Genomic DNA, 21,914 nt, shown 5'->3' on the forward strand with positions numbered 1-21,914 from the left:
AAAGGAAGATGATAAACATGGGATTATTAATTCAAAAATCTAATTTTTATTCTATCCCACTATATAAACGTCAACTAATAGCTACAAGATATCATAGAATTACTAAAGCAATAAATAGAGCATTTTGGAATTCTGAAAGCGATTCTGCTCATAGCTTATATGTAGGATCTTATGGAAGAGGAACTGCAATAAGCACTAGTGATATAGATATATTAGTTGAATTACCAATGTCAGAATTGGATAGATTTAAGAGTTATTCGTCAAATGGACCATCTAGATTATTACAAGTTATACGAAAAACAATTCTAGAGATATTACCAAGTAGTGATATTAGAGCTGATGGACAAATTGTTAAAATAAATTTTCATGATGGAATTAAGTTTGAAATAGTGCCAGCATTTAATGAAAAAGATTATTTTGGAAATTCAAAAGGATTTATCTATCCAGATTCAAATATGGGTGGAAACTGGAAGGCTACTAATCCTAAAAAAGAGCAAGAAGCTATGAAACTAAAAAATATCCAAAGTAATAATTTGTTACACGATACTTGTAATCGTTTTCGTAATGTAAGAGATACAGAATTTAAAAGCTATCACCTTTCAGGAATAGTCATTGATAGTTTTGTTTATGAAGCTATAGGGAGCTGGAAATATGTAGACAATAATAATGGGCAAGTTGTAAATTCAGGAGAATACGAAAAAACTTTATTAAATTACTTTAATTTACATAATATGTTTGGCTTTTTAAATTTATATTCTCCTGGAAGTAATCAATTTGTTGATACAGAAAATAGTATTGTATGCCTTGAAAAAGTTTTAAAAAAAATAGCTTTATAAAGTGTAGTGGGAGATAATATGGAAGAAGAAAAAAAGTGTTTAGAAATTCAACTACGTGAAGCTTATGGTCGAGTAACTTATACTTATACGACTCATTTAAAACAAGCAGATAGAATCATTTCTAAAAATAAACGTTTAAAATGTGTTCAGATAGGATTATCAGCTGTCACTACTGGAGGATTTTTTGGGACTATCATTACTACTAATAATATTTCAACAATTATTGCTGGTCTATGTTCTACAATTTCTCTTGGATTGAATTTATACTTTAAAAATTTTAATCTTGCTGAAGAAGCTAAAAATCATCAAATTATTGCTGATAAATTATGGTTAATTAGAGAAAAATATATAAGTTTACTAACAGATTTAAATCGTTTGAGCATTAATGATATCACAAATGAAAGAGATAAATTAATGAACGAAACCCATGAAATCTATATAAATGCTCCAAAAACAGATAGTACAAGTTATAAATTAGCACTAAAAGCACTAAAATCTGAAGAAGAGCAATTTTTTTCAGAAGAAGAATTAGATAAAATGTTACCAGATCACCTTAGAAAAAAGGGTTCTAACTACTGAACTCTTTTTTCTAAGGTGATTTTTTGCCATTTATTAAATAAAATATTCGCCATTTAAAAAGAAAAATGACAACTAGATTTTTCAATGATTGACTAGTGTCTATTTAGGGTACACTCAAAATTAACACTAATTTTTTTATACACTATAAAGCATATAATTATTTATAATCTATACAGTGTATAAAAGTTGATTAATATGTCAGAAAAGAAATATGATTTACATGACAACGATTTAATGACTGCGACTGAAGCTAGTTTAAGATGGGGATATGATTCAGGATATGTAAGACAAATGAAGAAAAAATATCCTAACAAAATATCTGGAGGGGAAATCAGATTATTTGGAAAAACTTTAGTAATAACTAGAAAGGGTATGGAAACTTTAACAGGTAGAAAAGAACCCATACAACGTTTTTTTGTTATTGAAGAAGGAAAAGAGATACTTAAGCAATGGATATTAAATAATTTAGAATTTTTAAACTTATATCAAGTCGTACTCAAATATATTGATCTAGCAAAGCAGAAATTTGGACTATCAATACATGCGATAGACGATTGTGCCCAAAGAATTAACATAAGCCACATGAATTATGTGGTGGATGTGGATATTAAAGGGTTCTTTGATGAAGTAAATCACAGCAAACTAATAAGGCAATTGGGTCACTTGGTATACAGGATAAACAATTACTTGTTATTATTCGTAGAATGTTAAAGGCGCCAATTATGCTTACAGATGGACAAATTCTATACCCAAAGAAAGGTACCCCTCAAGGGGGAATTCTGAGTCCCCTACTAGCCAATATCAATCTAAATGAGTTCGATTGGTGGGCAACAAATCAATGGGAGAATCGGTACTGTGAAGAAATCAAAAGGGTTTACAACCAAAATGGATCAGAGGATAAGGGACACCACTATAGAAAACTAAGAAGTTCAACAAAACTGAAAGAATTCTATTTGGTTCGTTATGCAGATGACTTCAAGTTGTTCTGCGTAAACCGAAGAACAGCGTGGAAAGTATTTTACGCAACAAGAAAATGGTTAGCCACACGGTTGAAACTCCCTATCTCAGAAGAAAAATCGAAGGTTACTAATCTCAAAAAACAAGATAGTGAATTTCTAGGTTTTACAATAAAAAAGATGCAGAGTAAAAACAGGAATATTATGCGCTCGCATATCTCTCCTAAGGCGTTGAAAGCTATAGAGTATCAATTAAAGGAACAGATTAAGAAAATTCAAAGAAACCCTAACAGCCAAAAAACAATTGAGGAAATTAGAAGATACAACAGCAAAGTCATTGGAATTCACCAATACTACAGAATAGCAACGTGTGTATCCATTGACTTAAAAAAAGTTCATTACAGATGTCTTCTTTTGATGAAAAATAGATTGAGTGGGAATGGATTAACCAAAAATGGGAAATACATGGGGACGGATAAAGGAATTATTCCCTATGCTCGCTCGCCAATGATGCGATATTTACAGAGACAACCATTACTACCCATCGGGTTAATAAAAACTAAGAATGCATTGTTTAAGAAAAGAAGCATTTGTAAATACACAGAAGCTGGTAGGAAAGAAATGCATTCTAAACAAAGTAGTGTGTCAAAATTTAAATTAGGTATCCTTCGTAATCTACCAATCAAAGGTGTTAGAGGAACAACTGAACTAAATGATAACAGAATCTCATTATTTATAGCTCAAAAAGGTTTGTGCGGAATTATGGGTCAAGAACTAGAGATACATGATATGCATTGTCACCATAAAATACCATATCATCTTACTAACGATGATTCTTACAATAATCTCATACTATTAGGTTCTCTCCCTCATCGTTTGATCCACGTGATAAAGGAAGAGACAATTAGAAAATACATGAATGTAGTTAACCCTAATAGTGAACAACTTGAGAAATTAAACAAGTTACGAGAGATGGCAGGAAACGAAAAAATATTCCTTAATTAGATAATTGTATACAGTAAAGATAATTATGTAAAAACTACACAGAGGATTGAAGGAAAATGATGAAATTTACTAAACTGATGGAGCGCCGTATGAGGCGAAAGTCTCACGTACGGTGTGGGCCGGGGGAAAAGCTGGAGATTAGTTCAAAGGCTTACCTATCGGTATTTTTGGCTAAACTAGCCTTAGACAATGAAGCAAAGCATAATGAAGGATTTGTTGCGGAATGGACGTACGAAAACGTTCCTGAAAAAGTATGGAATATTCCTGAAATGACGGACTTTTGGGGCATTGGCTCTCGAATGAAAAAAAGACTCAACCAAATGGGTATCATGAGTATTAAAGACTTAGCTAATTGGAATCCATACACTATTAAGAACCGGTTAGGTGTGATTGGCTTACAGCTGTACTTCCATGCTAACGGGATCGATCGAACAGATATAGCGATCCCACCAGAACCAACCAAAGAGAAATCCTATGGTAATTCACAAGTTTTGCTACGAGACTATACCAGGAGAAATGAAATCGAACTGGTCGTAAAAGAAATGGCAGAACAAGTAGCCATTCGTATTAGGCAGCATAACTGTAAAACAGGATGTGTCCATTTAAACATTGGTACATCGATCTTAGAAACGAGACCAGGGTTCTCACACCAGATGAAAATCCCTATCACAGACAATACAAAGGAATTGCAGAATTATTGTCTTTTCTTGTTTGATAAGTATTATGAAGGACAAGAAGTAAGGCACGTTGGAATAACCTATAGCAAGCTTGTGTACACCGATTCGCTTCAGCTGGATTTATTTAGTGATCCACAAAAGCAAATTGACGAAGAAAATTTAGATAAAATTATTGACAAGGTTCGGCAAAAATATGGTTTTACGTCGATTGTACATGCTTCTTCGATGTTAGAAGGCGCTAGAAGCATTACTAGAAGCACACTTGTTGGTGGACATGCTGGCGGAAATGGAGAGCTTAATAATGATTGATTACAACGATCGAGGACGTTTGAAATGGGCAGGGTTCTATTTATCAGATCACACGGAAGAAATTGATGCGGACAATGAACAGCGAGCCAATCAAAACTTAGCAAAAGAACAAATGGTGACTGAAGATATTTCAAAAATATTGAAGACGGCGCTAATAAAAAATAGATCTGTCTGTATCCAAAAAGAAGAACGAAATGCTGAGGGATACTATCCAGACGATATCATCGGCAAGATATTAGGTAGTGTTGAGCTGGGGATCTATGTTGGAAAAAACAAAGTTCACTACGACGAAATACGCATATTGAATTTTACCAGGAACAAAAATGGAGTCATTTAGAATGAACATAATCCAGTAATTTGAGCTAAGGTATATAACATGTGCAGTGAGAAATAAATATTTGACTTTTTAAAAAGCTTCGGTTGGTATAAACTTAATAAGTGACTTTTTGAGCCAATAGTAAGGAATTATAAAAGAGAAAGAAGAGAAGAAAGAATGAAAAAGGTAATACTTGCGGTTAGTTTAGTTGCTAATATAGCACTAGCAGGAGGATTATTTTATACTATTACAGAAATGAATAAGCTTGATGACCAACGGGAAAGCTTAGCAATCAGTAACGAACAATACCAAAGGAAACTAGATGAAGCTAGCAGCACCAGCGTGGTCACTCGAGAAGCCGTAGAATCCTCTACAAGTGTTTATAGCAAATAGTTTGACAATAGAACACGATCCTAGCAGAACAGGAAAAATGACCGAGATTTCTCATGAATTTCCAGTGATTGTTACTACTCCTAGTGCTACCCTTAACGGTGTACTGGTGCAAGACAATAATGATAATAATTGCTATATAATGGTAGACGGTCAAACTCTATACAGAGGAACATACCAATAAATTTTGAGTCTTGCTTATAGTCTTAATATGACTGATATTTATGGAAAACTCCTGTTATTAGAACAAGAATATGCTGTCTTCAAATGTATAATATTACAATAGCACGATATAACAATATTGTTATATCGTGTTTCATAATAATTATGAGCTTTAAAATCAGTATTTATTAGATATTTAAAGATATTTTAGTATTGATAAATTGTTATTAGATTTTACTAGCAACAAAAAAGAAGTTATTTAGGACTAACTTTTGAGCAGCTACTAGAGGAGAAAGGATATGACTATTTATCCTGTAACTTTTCTATATTGTATCTTCTAGGAAGGGGGTAATTCTCTTAAACATCCAAGTATATAGAAAATTTACGTTTTCTATATACTTGGATGTTTACAAGTTATATCTGGTTTAATAAGATTTTTTCTGTTAGTCATGGCATGTTTTATTGTGCTGGTTCATCAATATATTGAAATGTACTAAAATGAAATTTTCAGTTATGGTATAATATTTATGCTGTCTGCTACCCCGGCCTATTCTGGCAAGGGGAGGAGGTTGTATTATGAATTACCTTTTCGATATGTTTTTTGCAATCTTAGCAGAAGTATCCGCGCATTACATCTGTAAATGGCTTGATTGCAAAATTATTGCCAAAAAAGACAGTAAGCCTACCCGTTAATCTGAATAGAACGTAAAAGAAAACCACTAGCCCGCCAGCTAGTGGTTTTTGGTGTATCATGAAATTACCTTTTCGTTAAAACAATTATACCATATTTACTAAAAAATACAATTAATAGATGAATTATCATTACCACTTTGATGAAAAAAGCTGACATAAATTTTTCTTTTATTTTTATAATGAATAAACATTTATCAATAAGCTCTTGAAAGGCAGGATCGTACTTTGTTGATGATTGAGATATTGCTACATCAATCTCAGCAGTTAAGCTTTTTTTGAATTGCTGCTTGAATTTTTTCCTCATCTAAAAAAATTGTATCTCCAGGATGCAAACCATTTTCTTTAAGAAATTCCTTTTAAATTGTTAAAACTACTGAGTGCACCACTTCTCTGAATTTTCTTTCTTTAATTGCCATAGTCTTCTCCCGCCCCCTTTTTTCTTTGTATATACCGGTATATACGTTTGTTGATATCAGATCAACCGTAGTCTCTCTTATGTCTAATTATATAGAAAGATTGTTCTTTCTGTATAATTGGGGAATCTATAAATTAAAAAGTATATAATAAGCCCTATCTGATAGTATGGCTTATTATATGCTTTTGTTTGTGATAAATTTTGTTTACCAAAAAGAATTCTATTATTTTCCAAGTAACCAGTCAACAATATATATAATATGAATTCCATCGATTTGAGTAGTATCATAATAACGTCCTGTGATAACTATTTTTTTGTAGTTATCTTTTATATGAAGTAAATTATCAGTTTCATGGTTATTTTGAGGTAATTCATAAGTGACTTGAATGTAGACTGTTTCATCTAATTTTTTTGCAATAAAATCGATTTCTTTATTATCAAGTCTACCGACATCTATACTATATCCTCGTTTAAGTAATTCAATATAAACAATATTCTCTAGTCTATTGCTATAGTTACCATCTTTTCTACCTATGGCATTTCTGCGTAGTCCCGAATCAACTATGAAATATTTACCATTTGTCCTCAGGTAATCTCTTCCTCTAATATCGTATTGTTGTGCACGATAAAACAAGTAACCATTTTCTAACATATCTAAATATCGATTGACGGTATGCACACTTGTTTTTATTCCTTCACTTTTAAGTGTATTAGCTATTTTAGAAGAATTGACTAGCTGACCAACATTATCGGCTAAAAAACGAATAATGGCTTTTAAAACAGCAGGATCTTTTATACCTGAGCGTAATGCGACATCGTTTAAAACAATTGTATCAAATATGCCAGACAGGATTGTATCTTTTATATTTTCATAAGCGAGAACAACACTTGGAAAACCACCATATTTTTCATATTCTTCATATGCTTGATCAATTAATCTTGAGTTCTTATCAATGTTCTTAAACAGTAAAAATTCACTAAAGGATAATGGATAAATAGGAATTTCGATATATCTACCACTTAATAGTGTAGCTATTTCTCCAGAAAGCATATTTGCATTAGAGCCAGTAACTACTATATCGCTGTTAAAGCTAACACGCAATCCATTTATTACACGTTGCCATCCTTCAACAAGTTGGATTTCATCAAACAAAAAATAAATTTTGTTATCATCGTGAGGTATTAATTTAGTCAGAGCCTCTCTCAACATATTTTCATTGTTAATTGTCTGATAAGTAAAACTCTCAAAGTTTATATATATTATATGATCTTTATCAATCCCATTTTTAATCAAATATTCCTTATAAAGCATTATGAGAACTGATTTTCCTGAACGTCTTACTCCAGTAATGATTTTGATAAAATCTGTATCTTTAAATTCGATTAGTTTTGATAAATAATACGGTCTTTGAAACATTAGTCCCATCCTTCCTAATGAAGTATTCAAATATATCTCTTATTATACATTATTTGAAGTTACCTTCAAATAATTTTTTATTTACGTTTTATTTGAAAATTTCTTCAAAAAATTAGATTTATAGTAAGTTTATTCGTTAACTAACATAGAAACATAAAAGAAAACCATTGTCCTACCCACTAGTAGTTTATGGTTATAATCATCATAAAAATTCTTTTTTTGCAATTATATAGAAAGATTGCTCTTTTATATAATTAATTAAGAAAATTCAAAAAATTTAGATTTCACCCTTCTATTTCCCTTCCTATTCATATATACCATTTATTTTAAATTATTAAATTTATACCTATTTATCTGCTTTTTTTGAATAAATCAATAAATTTCAGAGTATACCAATTGACAAAACAGTCCATGATTGGTATAGTCCAATTATAGGGATGCTCCTCTCCCCTACTTATCGAAAGGATGAATAACATGAAAAATACAGAAATATATCAAAAAATAGATACAATCATACTTCATATGCCCGATTATATAAAAGATTTTGTTCAAGATCGTGAGGATAAAGATCAATCACCTCGAACTACTTTAGAATATCTAAAAAATTATAAGCTCTTTTATGAATGGCTTCTGAGTGAGTCTATCGTTCCTGATACTTCAATCACCTCGATAAGACAGTTAACCGCCTATGACCTAAATCTGTACAAATCTCATTTGAAACGTCGCGCAAAAGAAAACGTCAAAAAAGATACAACAAAAACTAAGCTCAAAGATAATAATAACTTAGGTCTATCTACTTCTACTATCAATAGAAATATCACAGCATTAAAGGTTCTATTTAAATATCTTTCGAAAAGTTCCAATAATCCTTTAGGAAAACCATACTTAGACAATAATCCTATGGATCAAGTAGCAACTATCACAGATAAAACTACGTTAGCTGCCCGTGCAAACGCAATCGAGAAAAAATTATTTCTAGACGAAGATACACAAAATTATCTAGATTATATTGCCAATGAATATAAAAAAACTTTGAGCAAACGAGCTTTGATTTACTACCATCGAGATGTAGAAAGAGACCTAGCGATCAATGCACTGATTTTAGGATCTGGATTGAGACTCTCCGAAGTTGTAAATATTAATATAGATGACCTATCTTTAGATAAGAATAATGTGGTAGTAACAAGAAAAGGAAATAAGAGAGATGCGGTCAATATAGCAGCATTCGCAATGGAATATATAGCTAATTATCTAGCTATTCGGAAAGAACGATATAAAGTAAAAGAACACGAAAAAGCTTTATTTCTAGCAATTTACCAAGGTGAAGCCAAGCGTATATCCGGTATTGCAATCGAACGGATGGTAGCAAAATATTCGAAAGGATTCAGAGTCCAAGTCAGTCCACATAAATTACGCCACACATTAGCTACTAGACTCTATCAACAGACAAATTCTTTGGTATTAACTGCCCAACAATTGGGACATTCAAGTACCAATACAACTACTTTATATACCCATATAGACAATGCAGCTACAATTGATGCATTGAATGCTTTATGAGTATAATATATAAATAGGCGGAAACAAGAAACAACACGCTAGAAAAGCCTGTATTATAGTTTTTCTAGTGTGTTTCTTTTGGTGTGATCCTACTTTTGTTTATCATTAATTTTTTATCATCGTAAATAGGTGTCGGTTTGATTTTAGAAAAATTAGTTGGGATAGAATCTATGAGATCATTTGTTATCTCTCTCAATGAATTTAGATACAAATGACCATAAGTTCCTAAAGTCGTTTGTACATCAGCATGTCCTAACCTTTCCTTAATTCGAAGTGCATCTTTTTGTTGTGATATAAGCAAAGAAGCATGACTATGCCTTAATCCGTGTATGCGGATTATATGAACACCAGCAATCGTTGCATGTCTTCTCATAATATGACGGATTGTATATTTCTGAGTAGGTGTTCCATTATAAGAAAGTACAAACGACATGCCTCCTATTGAAACTTGACGCTCCTTCCAAGCTTTTAAAAAGGTAATTGTATCGTCGTCTAGTTCGATTGTACGAATACTAGAAGCTGTTTTGGGTTCTACAAACTCATAGGTTTTGGCTCTCTTATAATAGAGTGTTTTATTCACACGCAAGTTTTTATTTTCAAAATCAATATCTTTCCAAGTTAATGCAGTGGCTTCTCCCAAACGCATACCGGTCATAAAAAGTAACCAAATACAAATAAAACCAAAATGTTGGTACAAATCATCAATATAAAAAGTTGAAATAACTTTTTCAAGTTCTTCTTTTGTCCAAAAATCAACTGTAGTTTTCCTTTTCTTCACATTTCCAATAACTTTTGCAGGATTTTTTTCAAGTAGTCCCAAAACAACTGCTCGATCTAATGACATCTGAAAAATCCCATATATGTTGCTTACATAAGAGTTTTTATATTTGCTCAATAAATTATTTTGCCACTTTTGAATGTCAATTGGACGTATTTCTCTTAACTCCATTTTAAAGAAATAAGAAAAAGTTTTTTTGATTGTAGATAACCGATTTTTATATGTTCTTTCTTCCACTTTCCCTTGATAATAAGGTAGGAATAATTTATAAAAAAACTCCTCAAACAACATAGTACTTTGAGAAGTTTCTGCTTCTTTTCCATAATTAGAAATAAGTTCGGCATACGCTTTTTTTGCTTCTTTAATTGTTTTAAATCCCCTACGTTTTTTTTGTACTCTTTTCCCTGTTCGTTTGTCGAATCCCAAACTAGCAGTAAAATAATATTTCCCGTTTTTATCTTTTTTAAAATTAACCATGATTCTGAAAATCCTCCTCTACCTCTATCTTCATACCTAAAACTTCTTCTACAGATTCAACAGGTACTAGTCCTAATCTTCTATTTTCGTAATAGGTATAGCCTTTTGAAACCATAATTGCTTTTGCCTGTCGTATGATTCTTTCAGACTGATACTTCCCATAACCTAATTTCATTAATTCATTTTTTGTTATAACTACCATTTAAACACCTCATTTTTTATTCAAATATAAAAAAGAACACTACTAAAAATAGTAGCGTTCCTGCATATTTTTATTCAAATTTAATCAGCTTCATAAATTTTTGTATACTTGCTCCTTAATACTCAAAAAATGCACATTAGAAATCTAATTCTAAAAAATATACTTTTTTGAGGTTTTCTGTTACAAAATCTGTAACAGATTGATTTCTACTCTTAGTCATAAAGGTCACACCTAGACCTTACGGGTCAATAAATTTGCTTTTTGTTTACAAATAGCTTGAAAGTAGGAAATAATTATTAGCGAACACTTAAATTTCATAGTTTTCCAAATATTTCATATAATTTTAGATATTAAAGTATAATTATTATTCATTTAATTATCTTTAATTTAATATAAGAAATAAGGAAATTACTAATAACCATATCTTATATTAGATATAGACATCAATTCTTTTAATTTTTTTGATTGCTTTGCATTTAAAGATACACCGTCTTTTTTTATTGCATTTGATATTTCTAAATTCATACGACTTAAAATTAAAGGTACTGAAGTTCCTTCATTTTTCAGATTTCCAAGGTAGGTTTGCAATACCATTCGAAGGGAATCATTTCCTAAATCTGTCTCTAAATCATCTAATAATTCAGTAATAATTATTTCTGCTCTTTTGCTTCGATCATCTCCGCCAGAAAACCATTTTAAATTACTCATTTATTAATCCTCCTTGATTTTAATTTACTTTTAAATAATTTTATTATAATTTCTCGAAGTCACTTTTTATCTAAATCAATTATCAAATCGCACTTGTTTATTAAGTTAAGGTTATGGGATATCATTATTAATGTCTTATTAGAGTATGTTAATAACTTATCAAAAATTCGCATTTCAGTTTTAGAATCTAGAGCACTCGTAGCTTCATCTAACAATAAAACTTTACTTTCTGATAATAAAACTCTTGCTAGAGCTATTCTTTGCTTTTGACCACCTGATAAATTCGTTCCATTTTCTTCTAGGTACGTATCAAGACCCAGAGGAAGCTCATTAATAAAACTCCACAAACAAGTATCTTTCAATACTTTGTCAAATTCTTTTTCATTAGGGACACTTTCTAAACCTAAAACTAAATTATCTTTAATAGATCCACTCACAATAAAAGATTCTTGAGGAACATAAGTAATTAATTTACGTAAGTCTTTTCTATTAATATTTTCAATATTTTTCTCATTTATACAAATTTTCCCGCTATCTGGTACATAAAATCCAGCTAGAAGTTGTGCTAAAGTTGACTTTCCCACCCCACTATAACCTTTTATTCCTATGTTTTTGTTTAGAGGTAAAGAAAGATTTATATTATCTAATACGTTAGAATATTTGGAAGAATAAGTAAAATATACATTTTCAAATGTAATTATTGAATTTTCAGGTAATCTTTCCAAATGAATAAGCTTATCTTTGTCTTCATGATCTATAGAAAATACATCATTAAGTCGAGTATTTGCCACTTGTGCTTTTTGAAATTTTTCTTGTAGATTTATTATGTTTTGTATAGGTGCAGAGAAAAATATAGATAATGAATTGAAAGATATTAATTCTCCTATTGTAATTTTACCATTAATAATATCATATGAACCAATCCACAATACAAACGCCGACGTTAAAAAAGATATCATTATTTTTAAATTTTGAGTTACAGAATCATACATATTTCGTTTTAATGATACATCAAAAAAATCATTTAAACTTTTATATATTTGGTTTACAATTTTTTTCTCACTACAAAGTGCTTTTATAGTATATATACCGTTTAATGATTCAATAAAGTTTGAATCTAATATTGAATTCTTTTGCATCTCTTCTACATTTAATCGAATCATCTTTTTATTCGATCCTAAAATAATTATAATATAAAAAGGTATAGAACTTAAAGTTATTAAAAACAATTGTTTATTAATGTTAATCAGTATCAGCCCTACAACTATAACTGAACTTAAATCTAATAAAATAGATATTGTAAAGCTAGCTAAAGCTTCTATGATTTTATTAGCATCAGAGAATCTAGATACTATATCTCCAGTTTTCCTTTTAGAAAAAAAGGAAACAGGTAAAACAAAAATATGTTCTAAATATTTAAATAAAATATCTCTACCTACATCTTGCCCTAATTTTTCTAAAATATATCTTCTGGCTATTTCAAATATTGTTGTTATAAATATACCTATAATATAACTAATTGATATCATAAAAAGATTTAAAAAATCTCTATCAGGAACCAACCAATCTATCAAAATTCTAAAATAATAACTAGATAGTATCCCTATAATCGTTATTATAAATGAAATAAATGTTACAAATAATAATTTTTTATATTGTTTTTTTAACAACTTTATTGATGAAAAGATACTTTTTGATTTATTATCTATAGCTTGGAAATTAGGCATTTTTTTAGGTACTAAAATAACACCAGTCCATTTTTTATCAAATGTTTCTATCGATTCTTTGTATTTTCCAATTGCAGGATCAGCTATTAATAATTTATTTTTTTTTACGCCGTATACAATACAATAATGAAGATATTGATTATCTGTTACTATGTTAGCAATTACTGGATAATTAAACTTATTTTCTTTCCACACATTATTGCGAGCTTTATATGCTTCACAATTTATCCCTACTTTAGAAAAACCGCTCACTATCCCTAATGCACTGGTACCTTCAGAATCAGTTTCTGTTAAGTCTCTTAATATTTCTACAGAAACCCATGAATGATAGTTATTTAAGATCATCTGCATACAAGCAATACCACAGTCAACTTCATTATATTGTTTTATCAATTTTATTCTCAAAAAATCACCTATAAATATGAATACTCATCCATATATTTTAATGAATGAGTGTTCGAAAATGTATTCATATACAAAACAAAATGACTAAATTAACCTTTCCACCCTGCTTTTCCGCCAGTAGCTAAATTAGCAGCAGCATTATTTCCAATAATACCAATAGCTTTTCCCCAATCAACACTACATCCCTTTTTATTACATGATACTCCGTTACCATAGTACTTTCCGCCAACTACTTGAGACATTTCTTTCACAGTTAATTTTTCCATACTTCATTCCTTCTTTCATTTTTGAACAATATATAATTGTTCTTATTTAGAATGGTAGCACATTATTTATATTAAAATAACTTACATTTAAGTTATTTTAACTAACGTTTTTGTCACCCAAAATTTTAAATTCATAGAATATGAAACCGGATTTCATAAACATAGATTTTGAATTCATAAAAGTTATTTTTAGCATCATAATCGTAAATATATTTTTTGTGAAATTACGTAGTATTACAATATTTCATTTTCTCTTTAAAGACTGAGTTATCCCTATTGAAATTAACCAAAAAATTTTTTAAATATATTCGTCCATAAAAAATGCAAATCATAAATTCACTTCATATTCTTGTCATAATACTTTATGTCTTAACTTTTTTACCATGTGATCAACTACCTAATTTAAAATTGATCATTAGAGAGAAGCAAACTGCTATTTATCTTACGCTATCCTTCATCGTTTGCCCATTATTCTTTAGAAGCTTGATTAGATTTAAATTCCAATTCAATTAAACGATTATGATCAATCATGATATCATACTTTTTTTCTACTTTCTCCATTCAAATCCTCTCCTAATTTTATATAAAAAAATTGCTGTATAAGCAATGTTCTTAATTTCTATTTATTATTCTTGATAAATTTTCTCGAAATGATTACTTTTATCTTTAATCAATTGTTCAAATTCTTTATCATTGATTAAATGTGGTTTACTATTTTTATACATATAATAGTCAGTAACTTTATTTTTCTTTTTCCTTTAATTGTGGATTAGAATATAATTGTTTTTCTACAACAAATTTTTTGCTTTTTTATCTAATTTGGTTCCTACTATTCCAAATAACCACTGCTTCAATGGTAATTTTTGGTTCACTGCGAATTGTCTATTAGGTCCTGCAATTAAACTAAGTAGTTTGCTCATGATCAATTTCCTTCTCCCGAATAGTATCAATGATGAAATCAACCCCAGTAGTTTTCTTTGAACAATTACTTATAATACAAGATGCTTAGCTATAGGAACAGCCATTTATGTTAGAGGAAGAGTACAAAAAAATAAGGCGTCTAAAACTACGGTATGACTGTTTCCGAATATGAATAATATTTAGTACAAGAAGAAAAGGAAAATAAAAAACGACTTAAACTTGAAGAATTGGAAAGACCAAATGAATTCAATAAAAAATATCCTAATTTGCAAAAGATAAATGTCAATAATACAACATCTCGAAAAAAAGTCCTAAAATTTTTATACGAATTAGCTTACAGAAAAGAATTTTATAAAGCAAAAATTTCACTTATTAGAGATGGAACTATTAGAAGAACTAAACGATATACTTTAAAAATGTTTATCTCTGGAATTTTATTAGAAAAAAACAATTTTGAAAAGTTTGTTTTTCATTGATTTTAAGAAGTTCAACTAACTAAAAAACCTTCAAGAATATCTTGGAGGTTTTTAATTCTTTTTGAAATAGGATGATTGATTCAATATCTTAATTTTTGTTACAATCATGTACTTACTAAACACCTAGTTTAAAGCCTTTTAAAGAAGCGCCGATTTCGTCTTCTGTTATTCCAATATATCTTTTAGTAATCGATTGAGAACTATGATTAAAAATAAACATTAAGGTAGCAATGTCTCTAGTTTTCTTGTAGTAGTGATACCCAAAAGTTTTTCTTAAGGTATGTGTTCCTATATCATCTCTTCCTAATTTTTCTGCTATATCCGCATATATCTGATAGACACGATCCCTTGTTATATGTCGACCTTGCTGCCGACTTGGAAATAACCAATCATTTTCTTCTTTACCTTCAGTATATAATAAAATCTCTTCTCTCAAATTATCTATAAAAATCGGTTTTCGCTTACCTGTTTTATGTTCAACAATAATAGGCTTACTTTTACCTCGTATATCTCCAACTTTTAATCCTATAATATCTGACATACGTAACCCATTATTGATTCCAAACAAAAATAAAAAACTATCTCTTTCCGGATTGCTTGTTCTTCTTAGCCAAAACTGAAAATCTTGTATCTCTTCATTTGTCCTTAATGGTTGTACATTATAGCTCACTACTGTTTCCCTTCTTAAAAATATTCTGAGTTTATGATTATGTATGTATTTTACCATAATCATGAACTTATATATATAAACTTTTAAAAGTCAATGAAATCAAGGGGTTTAGTTTATGATTTTATATCATTTTATTAACTCAGAATATTCTGATTTTTTATGCGAAAAAATTTCCTTTTCTTATATGAAGATTCTAAGCCTTTGTTTAAAATTTAGACGGTCAGATCTCCGTAGAAGTTCTTAGAACCCCTAGTTTACATAATTAATTTATATTAAATTTAAATTTGAATAATATACTAAGGACTCTCCTTACTACAAAGTGAAATAAAGAACACATGATTAAAAGAGCTAACACGTTTGTCATTAACAAAGTATTTTTTTATTATTTTACGAGAAGTTTATAATCTCAAAAGTATAAAAAATACATTATATCATTAAAAACAATAAGTTTTAATGACTTCATTTATATTATTAGCTATATCGTTAAATTTTTCCTGTAAAAAAACTAAACGTAATTAATAAAGGAGTCACTTATTTTATTTATATTATACTACTAATAAATGGTAGTTTATTGGTAGTATAATATTGCACACTAATATAATTTAAATACAAAAAATAAAGTACTACCCTTAGTTGGTAGTACTTTATTTTTTGTATTGTGCTAACTATTTTAAATTATGATCATCCTTTTAAATTGATATAAATTCTTAACACTGGATATTATCTTCGTTACTTTTGTCTATATTAAAAGAATTTCCTTTCTTTAACTAACCACTAAGTAACCGATTATTAAAACTTACCATCTAAGATTTTGAAGAACACCATATCTTATAATTTGAGGTAATTAATACAGTTATTGATAAGTTCTGTAAATTCATGATTTAAGAAAATACATTTATTTGGTTTCAAGTAAATCATTATCTTCAATAGCTATATCTTCAACGTTAGGTTAATAGCAATACTTTTACCTATAATTTCTGAAGTATTAACCGTTTTTTGTTATGATATTTCTTCTGACATATAATTAAAAATAGTATTATATAGTTTTGTTAAAATTTAATATAGTTCAATTTGTTACTTGATATAAAGTTTGACGTTCTTTAAATATTGACATAAATAGGACATTTATCTTCTGAATAAAAAAATTCTTCTATTTATTAACCAAATAGAAGAATTTTTTTATTTTACAATTACTTAAAAAAGAAAGAGATTGAACCTATCCATATGACATAATCTTATAATACTTATTATCTACTTTTTTGACTATATATGCTATTTTATTTTTTTTGTTTTTATTTATATTTTTTAATAAATTTAACAAAATCATAAAAGCCATTTTTTCCTTTGTATTGGTTATTAGGTGCTATTTATCCTATTTTTAGCTTCTTTTTCTATTACACAAGTGATTATAAAGAATAATAGCAGTTCTATAAGTAAATAATAAAAGAATAAGTTGTTTCTAAACATCCTTGGTTTGTTTAAAAATGTTAGTAATATACTTTTTAAATTAATATTTTTTATAATTATTTATCATAAGAGATGTTGTTCCACTAATAAATAGTTACTATTCTTAACATGTTCTAAATAGTCTAATAAATACGGTTAATTATTTATCGGAGGATTTTAATATGTGTACATCTATTACTTATATTACCAAGGATCATTATTTTGGAAGAAACTTTGATTACGAGGTGTCTTACAATGAAGCAATTACTATCACTCCAAGAAATTATCCATTGGGATTTCGAAAGGTCAATAACTTAGACAAACATTATGCCATAATTGGAATTGCAGCTGGAATAGCAAGTTATCCACTTTATTATGATGCTACAAACGAAAAGGGGCTAAGTATGGCAGGATTAAACTTTGCTGGCTATGCAGACTATCAAACAATACAATCAGGAAAAGAAAATGTCTCCCCTTTCGAGTTAATACCTTGAATTTTAGGGCAATGTGCAACTGTAGAAGAAGCTAAAAAAAGACTAGAAAGTATCAATTTAGCAAATATTAATTTTAGCGAAGAACTCCCGTTATCACCATTACATTGGCTATTAGCAGATAAAAATCAGTCAATAGTTATTGAAAATATAACAGATGGGCTGTATATCTATGATAATCCTGTAGGCGTTTTGACCAATAATTCTTCGTTTAATTATCAATTATTTAATTTGAATAATTATCGCGTATTATCAAGCAAAAATCCCCAAAATAATTTTTCAAATAAAATCGATTTGCAAGATTATAGTCGTGGGATGGGGGGAATTGGATTACCTGGAGATTTGTCATCAGTTTCTCGGTTTGTTAAAGCAACTTTTACTAAACTCAACTCAGTATCTGGTAGCTCTGAGTCTGAAAGTATTAGTCAATTTTTTCATATTCTTGGATCTGTTGAACAACAAAAGGGATTGTGTAATGTAGGTGATGGAGAATATGAATATACAATCTATTCGTCCTGTTGTAATATGGATAAGGGTATTTATTATTACCGAACATATCAAAATAGCCAAATTACGGCAGTAGTTCTAAATAGAGAGAATTTAGATAGTGAGCAATTAATTAGTTATCCAATAATAGGAGAATAAAAAATTAAGTATATGAATTAATCAGTAAAACCACCTTGATTGTTTTGTATATCTATTGAGCAACAAGGAAAGTATAAACAGATGGTATCATTATACGTTAGGACAGTAGATCGAATAATTCTAGAGCTTGACAACCTAATATCTATAAAAAATTACGTTTTCTATTAACAATAAAGTACTCCGAAATCATATAACGTTCATGATTTCGAAGTAATTTTAACATAAGTTTATATTATTTAAATTTTATTAACAGTTCAGACTACTTATGGAGATTTCATTGACTAGTTTATTCAGTTCCACTATTTTTTTAATATAATTGTTATTTGATGTATTACTTTTTTTCGTGAATAATGCAATAACAAGAATATAATGCTTTAAACAATGATTTTTTGTTGTAGACTACATATTTTCTTGCCAATTTGGTTTGAACTTTTCTTTATATTTTTGTAATCCTTTAAAAGAAATAAAACTGTTTCGAATTAGAATGTACACTAGAAAAAATCGTATCTTTCTATGTGTTTGTATTCTCATAGGAACGAGATAACGATGCCATTCCCAAATTAAATGGACTGAATCGCTCCTCTTGAGACGATTGTAATATTTTAAGATAAAGTATATCCATCATGACAATATTTGAATTTTCTTTCCAACGAATCAAATCAACAGATATGGTATGTGCTGTTATTAGTCGGCATAAGAGACACAAAACCGATGATCCTACTACCTTCTTTTATCACTCCTATAGAGGAGTGATTTATAGTATTCCGCATATTTTCCTACAGAAAATGTCATTTCTGATCGTTCAGCTAACGACTCATTCGAAATATCTTCTAATTCCTGATAGACATAACTATCAAATGGAGGATCAATTGTTTCAAATTTATATCCCAGTTTGTCTGCTTGATTCCAAGTCGATCGAAATCCTCCTTTGCTTTTTCCTGATAACGACCAATTTTTTAAGTCAATTACTCCTTCTTCACCTAATTTAAACATACTAAAATTTAATTCATTGTAATAATTAAAAAACCTTATAGATGCTTGATAAAAAATAAGATATTTTCCTTTTATTTCTGCCATAATTAAGAGTCTATTTAGAAACTCAAATATGTTTTTTGAATTCCCAATTGGATATCCTAAAATAAAGATATTGTGCTCATATTCTTGAAATATAATACCAACTTCTAAATCTTACTCAAGGATAAAATAATTGTCTTTTAAATAGATAAGATAGGATAAATAATTTCCTCCAAATTTTCCAAAGAGCTTTTTTGCTTTAGTTTTGTTAATATAATCTAATAATCTTCTTTATGCAATAGTTTTACTTTATAAAATAAATAACGTACAAACAAGAATAATAGAGTTCCTAAGCTTATGAATAAAGATAAAATCATTGTTATTGGATAAGTTGATGAAACTTCAACTATATTTAATCCTCTATTACTTTTAATAGATACTAAACCATTGTCATTTTCTAAATTTGTTTTTTTTCCATTTATTTTTACGACTGTTCCCCAATAATTAAATACTGGTAATGTGACTTTTAAGTCCTCAGCGCCTTCTACTACATATACTATTTTTGAATTGTAAACTTTATAAGTTGACTTTTCCCATTTGTTTCCAATTTTCACTTCATGTTTTTTTAAATGTTGTTTATATTTCAATGCATTTAATGGAGCATAATCATAAAGTCCTACAGTACATGAGGTAGTATAACGGGTAACATCTTTTTTTGTCATAATCAAATTACCTTTATACGATTCAATTTTTTGTGAATAGTTTATTTCCGTTGCCATAGTTACAACAAAAAGCAAAATAAGTATTCCTACAATACTATATATACTGTTTCTCCTATCCATTCTCCATTTAGAAAATACTAAAGTTAAAATCAATGAACCAAATAATACTTGCAATCCCAGAATTCTCCAAGGGAATTGTATCAACAGAAAAGGTGTTTTTTGTAAAACTTTCCACGGAAAAAGATTAGTTGATAAGAACCAAGTAATTATTGTAAAAAAATAAATGACTTTTTCTTTCATACCAAATTTCTTAAAAAAGAAAATTGGGAGAATCAATGATATCATTCCAATTGATCCCATAGTGAATGTTGTTAGATCATTATTTATCGAACCAATTAAGCTTTCAGATAAGTCTAATGCTCTTTTTTGAAGATTTGTAGTAAAAGGTCGATTAATTTTTTGGTATAATACTTGCTGTAACATAGGATACCAAACATAAGCAGTTAACAGAATTGTCCAACTGATAGCTTTTAACATACTTATTATTAAATAAAAAATTGCTTTTTTATCTTTTATATTAGAAATAATGGTTCCTATGAATATACTTCCTATAACAAACACACTCAAGAAAGTAGAAATAACGTGAGTATAAATGAGTAAACTCATACTAATAGCTAAACAAATCACACAATTTTTCTTTTCAAAAATAAGGCAGTATGTGTAGTACAAAACGACTGGGATAATTGTCAAAGCAATTGCTTCTGATATTGCTGAACGCTGATATATATCAATTAAACGATAACCGTAAAAACTATATAGGCAGCTGAACATAAAAGCAGCGTCTATGCTTTTGAAAAAATTTTTTCCATAATGATAGATTACCACGATTGTACAAACATTAAGAACCCAAACATACAAAATATAGCTTAAAATCAAGTTATTTGTAACCCAATAAAAAATTACAGCTGGAAATAATGTGAGATAAGGATAAAAGAAATTTACTCCTCCACCATAATTATTAAATGTACTAAAGTTTACCGGACCTGATAATACAGATGTTAATCCTTTTATTCTAGAAAAATGAAAGGATAGATCCCCCGTTGTTGAGATTTTTTGTGCATTTTTAAAAAATAAAAAAGAATAAAGACTAGCAATAACTACAAGTAAAGTAAGTAATACTATTTTTTTATTTATTTTCAAAATGTTACTATTCCTCCTTCTATTTCTATTTATAATTAATGTTAACAAATATTAGACATTTATGTTATTTGATCTTTTTTATTCGTCATAAACATCGAAACATAAAAAGTAACTGTTACGTCTGATATCTGTCATTCTTGACTCTGTTATTGGCTTTGATGCCATTAAATACCTGTAATAAACTTTCTTATACAAAAGAACAAGAATTGATTTGTACAGTATTACCAGAAGTGGAACAACTGATTTTATTATTTGAAGAAAAATTTGAAGTTGATTATATGATGTACTACACGTTAGAATAGACTCCTAATTATTTAAAAGAATTAATCAATTAATTTAATAATAGTAGTGTCACTATTTTGTCTATATTTTATTCCATGTTGAAAAACAATTATAGAAAAGTAAATGGTACATTGAAAATATATAAAAAACTACATATATACTTACATTT

At 28.9% G+C, this 21,914-nt stretch carries 16 protein-coding genes and 5 pseudogenes; 10 read left to right on the top strand and 11 right to left on the bottom strand.

All coding sequences use genetic code 11. The annotated features are described in order from the left end of the window. Positions 1-17: 17 nt before the first annotated feature. The 7 genes and pseudogenes from IGJ53_RS15010 (at position 18) to IGJ53_RS15040 (ending at position 5,252) form a co-directional block, all read left to right on the top strand. Positions 18-836 carry an SMODS domain-containing nucleotidyltransferase gene (locus IGJ53_RS15010; RefSeq protein ID WP_259742343.1) on the top strand — a complete coding sequence of 273 codons (819 nt, stop codon included), beginning with the start codon at positions 18-20 and terminating at the stop codon, positions 834-836. A gap of 18 nt (positions 837-854) precedes the next feature. Beyond that, complete coding sequence (locus tag IGJ53_RS15015; RefSeq protein WP_201065521.1) at positions 855-1,415, top strand: SLATT domain-containing protein; 561 nt, start codon at positions 855-857, stop codon at positions 1,413-1,415. A gap of 195 nt (positions 1,416-1,610) precedes the next feature. Next, positions 1,611-2,126 carry a helix-turn-helix domain-containing protein gene (locus IGJ53_RS15020; protein ID WP_438750654.1) on the top strand — a complete coding sequence of 172 codons (516 nt, stop codon included), beginning with the start codon at positions 1,611-1,613 and terminating at the stop codon, positions 2,124-2,126. A gap of 11 nt (positions 2,127-2,137) precedes the next feature. Next, positions 2,138-3,376, top strand: a complete 1,239-nt coding sequence (locus IGJ53_RS15025) for a reverse transcriptase domain-containing protein (RefSeq protein ID WP_438750656.1) — start codon at positions 2,138-2,140, stop codon at positions 3,374-3,376. Between the two features lie 50 nt (positions 3,377-3,426). After that, positions 3,427-4,362, top strand: a pseudogene (locus tag IGJ53_RS15030) (DinB/UmuC family translesion DNA polymerase); the annotation flags it as partial. After that, a pseudogene (locus tag IGJ53_RS15035) lies at positions 4,355-4,704 on the top strand (hypothetical protein). The pseudogenes IGJ53_RS15030 and IGJ53_RS15035, both read left to right, overlap by 8 nt. Positions 4,705-4,855: 151 nt before the next feature. Next, a pseudogene (locus tag IGJ53_RS15040) lies at positions 4,856-5,252 on the top strand (hypothetical protein). 861 nt (positions 5,253-6,113) lie between these two features. On the opposite strand, the pseudogene IGJ53_RS15045 reads toward IGJ53_RS15040, so the two are convergent. Both IGJ53_RS15045 and IGJ53_RS15050 read right to left on the bottom strand, forming a co-directional pair. Next, positions 6,114-6,339: pseudogene (locus IGJ53_RS15045) on the bottom strand (addiction module antitoxin); the annotation flags it as partial. A 222-nt stretch (positions 6,340-6,561) separates the two neighbouring features. Continuing rightward, positions 6,562-7,755, bottom strand: a complete 1,194-nt coding sequence (locus tag IGJ53_RS15050; protein WP_259742147.1) for an ATP-binding protein — start codon at positions 7,753-7,755, stop codon at positions 6,562-6,564. Positions 7,756-8,229: 474 nt separating this feature from the next. On the opposite strand from IGJ53_RS15050, the gene xerS reads away from it, so the two are divergent. Then, positions 8,230-9,315 (top strand): tyrosine recombinase XerS, encoded by a 1,086-nt coding sequence (xerS, locus tag IGJ53_RS15055; protein ID WP_259742149.1) that lies wholly within the window; start codon positions 8,230-8,232, stop codon positions 9,313-9,315. A gap of 64 nt (positions 9,316-9,379) precedes the next feature. On the opposite strand, the gene IGJ53_RS15060 is transcribed toward xerS, so the two are convergent. The 7 genes from IGJ53_RS15060 to IGJ53_RS15090 all read right to left on the bottom strand — a co-directional run bounded on the left by IGJ53_RS15060 (position 9,380) and on the right by IGJ53_RS15090 (position 15,945). Beyond that, positions 9,380-10,570 (bottom strand): tyrosine-type recombinase/integrase, encoded by a 1,191-nt coding sequence (locus IGJ53_RS15060; RefSeq protein ID WP_438750659.1) that lies wholly within the window; start codon positions 10,568-10,570, stop codon positions 9,380-9,382. Beyond that, positions 10,563-10,772, bottom strand: a complete 210-nt coding sequence (locus IGJ53_RS15065; RefSeq protein ID WP_038811063.1) for a DUF3173 domain-containing protein — start codon at positions 10,770-10,772, stop codon at positions 10,563-10,565. Before IGJ53_RS15065 ends, IGJ53_RS15060 begins: the two co-directional genes overlap by 8 nt. A 411-nt stretch (positions 10,773-11,183) precedes the next feature. Further along, a complete protein-coding gene (locus IGJ53_RS15070; RefSeq protein WP_048340601.1) occupies positions 11,184-11,480 on the bottom strand; it encodes a bacteriocin immunity protein in 297 nt (98 codons plus the stop codon). Positions 11,481-11,539: 59 nt separating this feature from the next. Beyond that, entirely contained in the window at positions 11,540-13,600 is a 2,061-nt protein-coding gene (locus tag IGJ53_RS15075; RefSeq protein WP_259742145.1) for a peptidase domain-containing ABC transporter, read from the bottom strand. A 101-nt stretch (positions 13,601-13,701) separates the two neighbouring features. Then, positions 13,702-13,878, bottom strand: a complete 177-nt coding sequence (locus tag IGJ53_RS15080) for a leucocin A/sakacin P family class II bacteriocin (RefSeq protein ID WP_081201481.1) — start codon at positions 13,876-13,878, stop codon at positions 13,702-13,704. 788 nt (positions 13,879-14,666) lie between these two features. Then, a complete protein-coding gene (locus IGJ53_RS15085; protein ID WP_259742144.1) occupies positions 14,667-14,798 on the bottom strand; it encodes a hypothetical protein in 132 nt (43 codons plus the stop codon). Positions 14,799-15,390: 592 nt separating this feature from the next. Next, positions 15,391-15,945 carry a tyrosine-type recombinase/integrase gene (locus IGJ53_RS15090; RefSeq protein ID WP_259742143.1) on the bottom strand — a complete coding sequence of 185 codons (555 nt, stop codon included), beginning with the start codon at positions 15,943-15,945 and terminating at the stop codon, positions 15,391-15,393. 1,628 nt (positions 15,946-17,573) lie between these two features. Here IGJ53_RS15090 and bsh point away from each other — a divergent pair. Continuing rightward, positions 17,574-18,527: pseudogene (gene bsh, locus IGJ53_RS15095) on the top strand (choloylglycine hydrolase). Between the two features lie 720 nt (positions 18,528-19,247). Here bsh and IGJ53_RS15100 read toward each other — a convergent pair. Both IGJ53_RS15100 and IGJ53_RS15105 read right to left on the bottom strand, forming a co-directional pair. After that, positions 19,248-19,700: a phosphatidylglycerol lysyltransferase domain-containing protein gene (locus tag IGJ53_RS15100; protein WP_438750683.1), complete on the bottom strand. Its 453-nt coding sequence runs from the start codon at positions 19,698-19,700 to the stop codon at positions 19,248-19,250. A gap of 119 nt (positions 19,701-19,819) precedes the next feature. Then, on the bottom strand, positions 19,820-21,463 hold the full coding sequence (locus IGJ53_RS15105; protein ID WP_259742142.1) for a hypothetical protein: 1,644 nt from the start codon (positions 21,461-21,463) through the stop codon (positions 19,820-19,822). A gap of 158 nt (positions 21,464-21,621) precedes the next feature. On the opposite strand from IGJ53_RS15105, the gene IGJ53_RS15110 reads away from it, so the two are divergent. Then, positions 21,622-21,765, top strand: coding sequence for a hypothetical protein (locus IGJ53_RS15110; protein ID WP_201065359.1), 144 nt, complete (start codon positions 21,622-21,624; stop codon positions 21,763-21,765). The last annotated feature ends 149 nt before the right edge of the window (positions 21,766-21,914 follow it).

This window comes from Enterococcus sp. DIV1283b (assembly GCF_051710965.1).
GTDB classification, from domain to species: Bacteria; Bacillota; Bacilli; order Lactobacillales; family Enterococcaceae; genus Enterococcus_B; species Enterococcus_B lactis.